General features: G+C 62.8%; 7 protein-coding genes and 2 pseudogenes. 5 read left to right on the plus strand and 4 right to left on the minus strand.

Annotation, left to right across the window (positions count from 1 at the left end; all coding sequences use genetic code 11):
* The first annotated feature begins 136 nt into the window (after window positions 1–136).
* Complete coding sequence (locus ACYVOK_RS11735; protein WP_460662373.1) at window positions 137–451, plus strand: ATP-binding protein; 315 nt, start codon at window positions 137–139, stop codon at window positions 449–451.
* A 693-nt stretch (window positions 452–1,144) separates the two neighbouring features.
* Window positions 1,145–1,654 carry a hypothetical protein gene (locus ACYVOK_RS11740; protein ID WP_460662366.1) on the plus strand — a complete coding sequence of 170 codons (510 nt, stop codon included), beginning with the start codon at window positions 1,145–1,147 and terminating at the stop codon, window positions 1,652–1,654.
* A gap of 448 nt (window positions 1,655–2,102) precedes the next feature.
* On the opposite strand, the pseudogene ACYVOK_RS11745 reads toward ACYVOK_RS11740, so the two are convergent.
* Window positions 2,103–2,213: pseudogene (locus ACYVOK_RS11745) on the minus strand (IS481 family transposase); the annotation flags it as partial.
* Window positions 2,214–2,477: 264 nt separating this feature from the next.
* Here ACYVOK_RS11745 and ACYVOK_RS11750 point away from each other — a divergent pair.
* Window positions 2,478–2,655, plus strand: a pseudogene (locus tag ACYVOK_RS11750) (IS481 family transposase); the annotation flags it as partial.
* Window positions 2,656–2,734: 79 nt separating this feature from the next.
* Window positions 2,735–3,502 carry a metallophosphoesterase family protein gene (locus ACYVOK_RS11755; protein ID WP_460662367.1) on the plus strand — a complete coding sequence of 256 codons (768 nt, stop codon included), beginning with the start codon at window positions 2,735–2,737 and terminating at the stop codon, window positions 3,500–3,502.
* A 930-nt stretch (window positions 3,503–4,432) separates the two neighbouring features.
* Here ACYVOK_RS11755 and ACYVOK_RS11760 read toward each other — a convergent pair.
* A complete protein-coding gene (locus ACYVOK_RS11760) occupies window positions 4,433–4,756 on the minus strand; it encodes a hypothetical protein (RefSeq protein WP_460662368.1) in 324 nt (107 codons plus the stop codon).
* 516 nt (window positions 4,757–5,272) lie between these two features.
* On the opposite strand from ACYVOK_RS11760, the gene ACYVOK_RS11765 reads away from it, so the two are divergent.
* Window positions 5,273–6,067: a DUF6058 family natural product biosynthesis protein gene (locus ACYVOK_RS11765; protein WP_460662369.1), complete on the plus strand. Its 795-nt coding sequence runs from the start codon at window positions 5,273–5,275 to the stop codon at window positions 6,065–6,067.
* A gap of 423 nt (window positions 6,068–6,490) precedes the next feature.
* On the opposite strand, the gene ACYVOK_RS11770 is transcribed toward ACYVOK_RS11765, so the two are convergent.
* Together ACYVOK_RS11770 and ACYVOK_RS11775 are read right to left on the minus strand one after the other, a co-directional pair.
* Complete coding sequence (locus ACYVOK_RS11770) at window positions 6,491–6,811, minus strand: YciI family protein (protein ID WP_460662370.1); 321 nt, start codon at window positions 6,809–6,811, stop codon at window positions 6,491–6,493.
* Window positions 6,812–7,161: 350 nt separating this feature from the next.
* On the minus strand, window positions 7,162–7,917 hold the full coding sequence (locus tag ACYVOK_RS11775; RefSeq protein WP_460662371.1) for a hypothetical protein: 756 nt from the start codon (window positions 7,915–7,917) through the stop codon (window positions 7,162–7,164).
* Window positions 7,918–8,814: the final 897 nt, after the last annotated feature.

Below are 8,814 nucleotides of genomic sequence, written 5' to 3' on the forward strand. Positions count from 1 at the left end.
GGGGGCTGCGCATACCCCGTTTGCGGGGCCTGCCGTGGGCGCTGAGCGCCAGGGTCGGCAAGCGGGGATGGTGTTCTGTCGGTTCCGGCTGGATACTGACCTTCGCCGCGCGCGAGGCCCATGGCGGTGAGGTCGGATCCGCGCCCGCCATGCCGGCCACCGCGTCGTCTTCGCCACGGCCGCCGAATGGGTTGCCCGCCTCGCCGACGCCCATCACACCAACCCACTCCAAGACGAACTCGTCAAACTCGGCCGAACCCCACTGCTCATCGTCGACGAGGTCGGCTACATCCCCCGTTCGATGCCGAAGCCGCGAACCTGTACTTCCAACTCGTCTCATCCCGCTAAGCCTCGTCCACCACGCCGCAGTCATCACCCTGAAAGGCGACAGCTACCGACTCAAGGACCGAGACGTCGGCCGCGTTCCCGCGGCCACCAAACCAACGACTGACAACCAACCCGGGTGGGTCAACCTCCACCCGCCCCGGAACAACTGGGCCAAGGTTCAACCGGCGTTGACAGTCACGCCGACCGGCGATTGAAGCCGTGTCACTGGCAGGGGTACGGGGGAGGGCCCTGCCAGCGACACGAGCGGTCGCGCGTATGGACGGCCTTGGAACGCAACCTCCTCGGACAACAACCGCAGGCCTGAAGCATGGCGTCGTCTCGGGGTCTCCGGCAACGATTTCGTCCTAGCGAAATCAGTCCACTGATGCGTGAGCCATCCAACGACGAATGCCAAACACAAGTCGACGCCTCTACCGCCAACTCTTGTCGACGGCACCCCGCACGTCTGGCTGACAGCCTGTCCATTGAGGCCGAACCTTCAACGTATGCGTCGAAAGCCGGGCGCTGAGCTCCGGCGTCCGGCTCACCAAGGAGTACCTCATGCTGTCGTCCGCCTCCAACGGCTGACGCCGGCGTCATCATGAGCCGCGACAGCCGGTCCCCCGCGGCCGATCCCACAAGCCCCAGGACCCTGGGTCTCGAAGACCATCCTGGCCATGGATCTCGACGTGGTCCATGGCACCACCATGCTGCCGATCGGGTTTTCGGCCTGGTTGGCGCAGAATGGTCGACAATCGTCTAGAACAGTCACGTGCAGACCCGGCTGAGCGCCTTACCTTGAGGGAGGTCCTTGCCCATGCCGACCAAAGACGCTGATAACACCGCTCCGCGTCTCACGGAGTCTGAATCCGATTTCGTCGTGCTGCTTCGTGCCGAAATGGAGCGGCAAGGATGGACCCCATCGACAGCGCCTGATGATTGGTACGCGGGTATGGAGGCCGAGTCTGCGGATGGACGCTGTTTAGCTTGGATGGAGCTGACTGCGGACAACTGGGTGATACTGACGATAGGGGCTTACTACAACGGTGTGGTGACGACGGTCGGAAGCCTCGACTCACAGCTGTTCGACTTGCGACGCAACGACCCGCGAGTTCCGCCGTCCACGTTCGGCGGCACGATCTCAGAGCAGGCGGTACTGGCTGCCAACTGGTTGGACAAGTTGCTGCGCCGACCCATTCTCCGGCGTGAGTGGTCGGAGACCGCCCGCGAATACCTGTTTGGAGACGACGGAACATTGCTCGTCATGTCAGGGTCACATCTGGATCGATCTGGCCCGCCCAACCGCGAGGTCGTGATCACTGCCTAACGCGCCGTCACGGGCGGGTGGAGTCCAGCGCTCGTCGGCTCGATCTTGTGCGTTGGTCGGCCCCTTCAAGGTTGTACTACTCGAGCCAGGGCGCGAGGGTTGACGCTAGGACGGTGGTGGTGAGAAGGGCTGGCGGTAGGCCCTTTCAGTGGCCAGGGTGCGGTTTACGCACTCGACCCTCCCGTTTCTGACAGGGCAGTGGCGTTGGATGAAAAAGATGCCGCGCGCCGAGCTCGGTGATGGCGTTCCATACGTCGTAGGAGTGTTTATAGGTCAGGTGGTTGTTGGTGATAGTTCGATGGTGGGGATGCCGGCATCGGCGAAGGCCTGCGCTGCGTGCAGGAGAACATTGCAGAGGCGGGCCTTTCTCATCGGGCAGGATCTCGACCGTCGGTCACCGGGAGTGATCGTCAACCAGTGTGGATGTAGTCAAACCCCAAGCCGTTCTTGCGGTCGCGTGTCCGTGGCCGCGGCCGTGGGCTCTCCAGCCGCCGCCGTCGGGGATCCGGCCGATCTTCTTGACATCCGTCTGCAACAACTCGCCCGGCCGGTGCTCAGTGCACAGCGGTGGTCTTGCTGGCCCCGATCACTTCACCGGTGATCGGGTCACAGCCGGCCAGGTACGGGGTTGACGGCGGCGTGTCGTCGTCCGCGGCGCCGCACCGAGGTGTGCGCCAAGCCAGCCCTGGCCACGCCGCGCCGTACGACGCAACTCCACGACCCGCTGCTCGGGCTCGTACGTCGCGGCGTCGAATGCGCCCTCGACGACCAATCCCGCAAGGCGGCCTCCCCGCGGCGGCGATGTCAGCCTGCTTCAGCACATCCCGACGGCGGCGGCTGGCTATACGTCGGCAAGCAGCAAGGCAACAAGAACAAGTCGGCGACATCGTGGGCGTACTGGCAAGTGGAGCGCCGACCGGCACGCCCGCACCGGCACCAGTTATCTGTACACCGTCATCGACGATCACTCGCGCGTGGCCTACGTCGAGATCTGCTCCGACGCGAGGCCAGTTCAGCCCGAGCGACGCTGACCTGCCGCGCCCCCTTGCGTTGGGCCGATCGGGCTGCGAGTGTCGCGGAATGCTAAACAGTGTCGCGGTTCTGTCCGATGTCCATGGAGTGCTACCGGTGCTCGACGCGGTGCTGGCCGAGCCGGAGGTCGCCGGCGCCGAAGCCATCGTGGTCACCGGTGATCATGCGGCGGGTCCACAGCCGGTCGCGGTTCTGGATCGCCTGACCGCGCTAGGCAACCGTGTCGTGCTCGTGCGAGGCAACGCCGACCGCGAACTGGTCGCGCTAGCCGAAGGCAGGCCGTCGACCGTCGGCGAGCCCTATGAGATCGACATGTGGGCCGCCAAGCAACTGTCGCCAGAGCACGTCGCACTGCTAGCCGGCCTACCCCACCCGGTGACCCTCGACGTGACGGGCTTCGGCCCGGTGCTGTTCTGCCACGGCTCCCCGCGCGACGACGACGAGGTCGTGTTAGTTGACACCCGACTGGACCGCTGGGCCGAGGCCTTCGCCGACCTACCGGCTGATGTCCAGACTGTGGTCTGTGGGCACACGCACATGCCATTCTGTCGGCTCGTCGATCGTCGGCTAGTGATCAACCCAGGCAGCATCGGCATGCCCTACGGGCGCCCGGGCGGATCCTGGGCACTCCTGCGAGACGGAGCCGTCACGCTGCGATCGACCGCGGTTGACATCGACGAAGCGATCGCGAATGTCGTCGCCAACTCGACCTATCCCGAGCGGCGCGACTGGGCCGAGTACTACATCCGAGCCGCGTCAAGCGATGCTCAAGCCCTGACCTCCTTCGCACCGCGCGACGGCCGCCCGACCATCTGAGTACTCAGATATGCCCAACACACCGCCAGTGAGACGCCCACAATGGACAACGGACGGGTATCGAAATCCTCTCAATAATTTCGGCTCGAATGTCGTGCCGCCCGGGGAGTGCGTCCGGGCCCGGGGATGGTCTCGACGGAGCGAGCCAGCGCGACGTCTACCGGACGACGACCCGAACCGGCTCTTCCCGAACGTACACGATCATCACAACAACGGCGACCGACAGCGCCGGCCGCGTCCACGATCGGATGCCGATGGCCATCATCCACGACAACCGGGTCGACTTACCCCCTCTCCCGCGCACAACCACGACGTCGATCAAACTCTGGGCACTGATGGCGCCGCCGGTCGATGGGGGCTCGACGTGTACGCGGTGTCGAAGCTCATGGCCAACGTCAAGAACAACGGACCTGAACTACTAGAACCACTACCCGCCGATCACTGACCAGCGCCCTGAGGAGGTAGGCACTGGCGCCGCATCCACTACACCAGCAGTGGCGGCCTCGGGTCTTCGACACCAAGGAGGAGTCCCATCATCATCGCAGCTCCTGCGCTGCACGCGCCGGACCCGAGGGCATGGCGTCTGTTGTGATCTCACCGGCGCTAAAGCCCGTCAGCCCCGCCAAACGACGCGCCTGCGTCAACCGGGCTGAGTCGAGCCCGCCTCGGCCACCGCGGTGACCGTCGTCTGCGGCTGAGCAGCTGCAACTGCTCAGTCTCAGTGTTCGACGTGTCGATCACAGCGACTCGTCCCCATTTCCGCTGTCAGGCCGGTCACGCTCCGGCTCGCTGATCGGTGATACGTCGAGCGGCGACCGGGGCGGTCAAACCGAAGTCGTCATCCAACGTCGCGTCCGCGTCGAACCGCGCCGGCGCCGGGGCCGGCGCGGTACCCACTGGCCGTTGCCGTTCTCACCTTCAGCGAACCCGCTAGGCAGCGAAGCGTCTCCCAGTTCGTCGACCGGACGTAGCCGTGGTCATCGAGGAGTTTCGATCAGCCCGGCTTAGGTTGCTTGCAAAGCCGACCGTGGCGACCTGGCCGAGACCCTCCAGCTCCCTGAGCACGGCCTCTTCCTCAGCCCGTGCGGCCTCGTTCGCTTCCTCGTCGATCTCCACCCCGTTGATCGGCGGTTGACCGGCGCCGCCGTCGTACACGTGCGCCGTCAGCGTGAGCAGGCTTCGGGGCAGGTCGGAGAACGGCGTCGCATCCTCGCGGTCCGGTAGCTCGTCCTGTGGTCGGTCGCAAACCGCCACACGTAGAAGACAACCGTGGTGTCGTTGACCACGACCAAGCTGAAGCGACTGTGCATCCCGGCAGGGCGACGCGCGTCGATGCCCGGGATCTTCCGGGTGTACTCCACCACCTGCTCACGCTGGTTCACCCAGAGCGCGGAGCCGTACACGTCGTGGGTGCTGACGCGACGTGAGCGTCCAGGGCGAGCTCATGGGCGCGTTGGATGACCGCCGAACTGCTCACGCCAGCTCAGCCGCAGCAGCGCCGAAGCGTTCTACACTCCCCCGGGACAATGGCAGTTCGCTCATCAATCATGCCAATTCTAACTTCAATCAGATGCCACTGCGGCAGCTTGACAACTTCACTTCATTGCACGAATTTCAGGCTTTTCGGGTATTCGCCCTCCTCCGCGCAGCGCCACTGTGTCGCTGCGGCCGGGGCAGGTGCTGCGCCAGACGGCACGCGGTGCGTACCGGCCGTCGGCCGATGCTGGCATGGCTGCGAGTCACGGCATCATAGCTGGCGAGGATTCGTCCATGGCTGAACCATCGCCTTCTGCCGCCGCATGTCGCATGATGCAAATCATGACTAGTGCATCTAAGCCGACGACTTCGAATCAATCTCTGAAAAATGTAGCTCTGCGCAACTCCGTTGCCACAAGACTGTCCGGCGCTCAACCTCTTGACGCTTCGGAGATCGAGGCCGCCAGGAAACGCGCTATCCGTGCACGGTGTCAGGCGTTGCGTCCGGCGAAAATGGGGTCGCGTGATATTCGCTATGTTGTAGAAAACTATATTTCGATGGAGGACGCGACGGCGCAGGCCGGCCGACGACTGACGGAAGTCGAGGCCTTGGTTGACCGCGGACTACTCCCGAGACCAAGTTATACTTTGCCGGACGGGACCCGCATGGTGACCTCAGATTTCTTAGCTTTATGGATTGACGCAAAGCGTGCCACAGACATCCCTGGTCTATTCTTCGCTCGCTACAAGACTGCTGCGACCACCCATGCTGTGCCGTTCACTGAAGATGAGATCGAACAGGCCTGGTTGGATTACCTAGCTGGCCTGTATGGAGTTTGCCTTAAGCAGGTTATCCCGGAGAACATTCTGGAAAAGGGTGTTTGTTGTGACCGAATCGAGGGATTGCTCGAATGGGCTCGGCCCGACGATGAGGAATGGCTAAGTCGACTCCGCGCGGCGGTCGATCGTCTCGATGAGTTGGAAAGGCCATTCACAGGATACGATCGGCGCCGGTTCGGAGGTCCTACATCCAGAGACCGCTTGATAACAGCGGTTCGGCGGAGGTTTCCCCAGATTCAGCCTGCCTAACTGCCTTGCGATTTGCTAACAAGCTCTGGGATGGAGAGGTATAACCAATGATTGCTAGCAATGAGGCTGCGCCGACTCCACTCGGGCGTCCATGATCCTGCTGCTGCTTGCGATCTGAGTGCCGAGGCTCCGACGCGGCTTGCAAGCGCTCCACCTTGCTGCAGTCCGGTCAGCGCGAGGCACTTCTGGAGACAGGGTCGGCAGACCAGTGTTATTCGATCGTTCCGAATTGATCTTCCGTCAGCAGTCGGCGCTCCGGCCGTTGTCAGATCTGCCGGTCATGGGAGGGTGCAACACCGTGCGCCGTACTCGACGCGCCAAGATTTGTCTCGCCTCCGGATGCGAAACCTGTACTCGGCCTCGCCCGACACGCTGCGTCATGCGCCGATGTTCGCGCACATAATAGGGTGAGCGTCGATTGGCTCACTCATCTCCCTCGACGACCCGCCTGTCGATTTCGACAGCCCGTTCTTTACTTGCCACATCGACGACGGCAAAGCTCCCCAGAACCTCCTTGAGTTCAGCGAACGGTCCATCGGTGGCCACCACACCGTCCGAGATCTTTCGGACGGTGGTGGTGCCCGCCGGGTGGCCGAGGCCTTCACTGGTGACGAACTCCCCGGTCTCAGCCAACTCTCGCTCGAACTTCAGGTACGTGTCGAACGAGGCGAGAGTTTTCTCAGACGGAGTGTCCGCTGCGTCCCACTCATGGCCGGGGGTATAGCCAGGCAACAGATACTTCACGGTACGCCCTCCGTGTATCGAACTGGTGTGTTCTTATCGCAGCGATTACATTCGGGGCGGCGCCGGCCTCGACCTTGGTCGGCGAGCTGACACTGGTCGAACCCAGCCGGGATTCTGTTCGCGAGCCCCGACCCCGCGCAACTGAAGGAACGCGAGCTGCGCCCTTCCGCCGCTAGAACCAGGTTTTGTCGAGCACCAGTACAGCCCGGTAAACCCGCGGCAGACGGTCAGCAACATCATCAGTGCATTGCTGCGCGTGCCAACCTGGTCACCTACGTGGGCATGGGAAAGCTCCGCCGTTCTCGTCTGCGTGCCGTAGGTAGACAGCTCACAAGCGGCCGCCCGGAGGCTCAGGTCACGTTCAATTTATAGGTGAATGTCTTGTCATCGCCTCCGGTCGCGGTGCCGTGCACGACGATCGTGTGCATACCGCGGTTCAGTGGGCGAACCATCATGAAGAAGCCATCAACGATGGCCTGTTGAGGTGTCCCAGTGATACACGGATCGCCTAGCGGTTCCTTCAAACTGCTGTCGAATGTGATGGAAAAAAGATCGTCGGAGTGGTACCGATAACTGAGGGCATCCCGCATTTCCCGTCCGTCGATTGAGACCTCTAAAAGGTTCACGGAATCCATCACCGGCTTGGCATCGGCAATCAGAAAGTCGTACAACGACTGGCCACCTGTCGGCCCCCAGTCCGGCAGCGCAGGGCACGGGTATTCGTCGACGACGGCGCCGATGTACAGCAAGATCGCCTTCTGGTGGGGAACGGTGCACGACCGCGTTCCACTGAACACCTTAGGGCCTGCGATTCGGGCGATGTACCAGACTGGACCTCGCTGAGCGACGCCGCAGTTCGCACCAGTCTGATCGAAAAGTGGGCTTCTCTCGATCGGTTGGCCGTAGACCCATTGTGATGCCTGCTCGGCCCAGGTGGCCATGCTTCGTCCGTAAGGACGGCTGTCCTTACTGAACAGCTGCGGGTTTGGATTCTCAGGTTCGTGCGCGTTGGCATTGGTCAGACACGCGCTTGCCGCCAAGCCGACGACCGCAAAGGATGCTGTCAGTCGACGAATTATTGCGATTCTTTGAGTGTTGAGATCCATCGCTCTTCCTAGTTGAGTGACCGTTCACCCACGATCGACCCGCTCCGAGCCAGGCGCAATCATTTAGCCGTGGTCGAATGTTGTCAGCGAGGACACGAACCGCATCCGCCCCAGTTGGCAAGCGCACCTTCAGCCGTTGTCCGACGATAGGTAAGGAATCGGCAGTGCCGTCATGATCAGTCGTGGCGAAATCTACCGTCGATGCATGTAGACGGCCGCGTGCATCGTCGGGCAGGCCGTGTCCCGAGCCGACAGGCGGGTGTTGTCTTACGTGGCGGGTCGGGCCGCGGCCGAGTTACCTGCGATCCGTGGCGCTTGGCCATGGCGTCGAGTTCTGCACGGAGCACCTGCCCTTGTCCGACGACGTCACCGTTGAAAGCGGACGCGTCTGTCGCGATGGACTCGTGTGCTGAAGTTTCGGCTCACGCTGAATGGTGGCATCAGGTCGCCGGTAGTCCCCATGATCGCCTTCGGCAGTCCGATGACTACCGTAGCTTTCCGTCGAGGGAGAGGTTCAAGCTTATGCTGCTCAAGCGGGCAACAATTACTGCGTTCGTAGCGGCCATGTGCATCGTAGGGAGCGGCAACGCTGCTAATGCTGCGTGCGCCGACGCGTGGGAGATCGGCATCACACCGGGTGGGGTGATCTGGTCCAGCAGCGGTTCATGAGGGTTGCAACCCGAATTTGAGCGTCGGGTTGACCCGTCGGAGGCGCCCTACGCTGCGGGCAACATTGGGCCGCACCTGGCCATGCGACTTGTCACCGAGAAGACCAATCTCTACAACACGTTTCTCGTGGCGTCGATGCCGTTTGGTCTCCTGGCGGCCAGCTGCCAGGTCCAGCCGGGTCTGGTGGGCGGTGCGGTCCGGAGTTGAGGAGGACTCCGGACCGCACCT

The sequence above is a fragment of the Kribbella swartbergensis genome (genome assembly GCF_054784135.1).

Coding starts and splice junctions, on each gene's coding strand:
- ACYVOK_RS11740 (WP_460662366.1), top strand. CDS start 1,145: ATGCCGACCAAAGACGCTGATAACACCGCTCCGCGTCTCACGGAGTCT.
- ACYVOK_RS11755 (WP_460662367.1), top strand. CDS start 2,735: ATGCTAAACAGTGTCGCGGTTCTGTCCGATGTCCATGGAGTGCTACCG.
- ACYVOK_RS11765 (WP_460662369.1), top strand. CDS start 5,273: ATGGCTGAACCATCGCCTTCTGCCGCCGCATGTCGCATGATGCAAATC.
- ACYVOK_RS11775 (WP_460662371.1), bottom strand. CDS start 7,917: ATGGATCTCAACACTCAAAGAATCGCAATAATTCGTCGACTGACAGCA.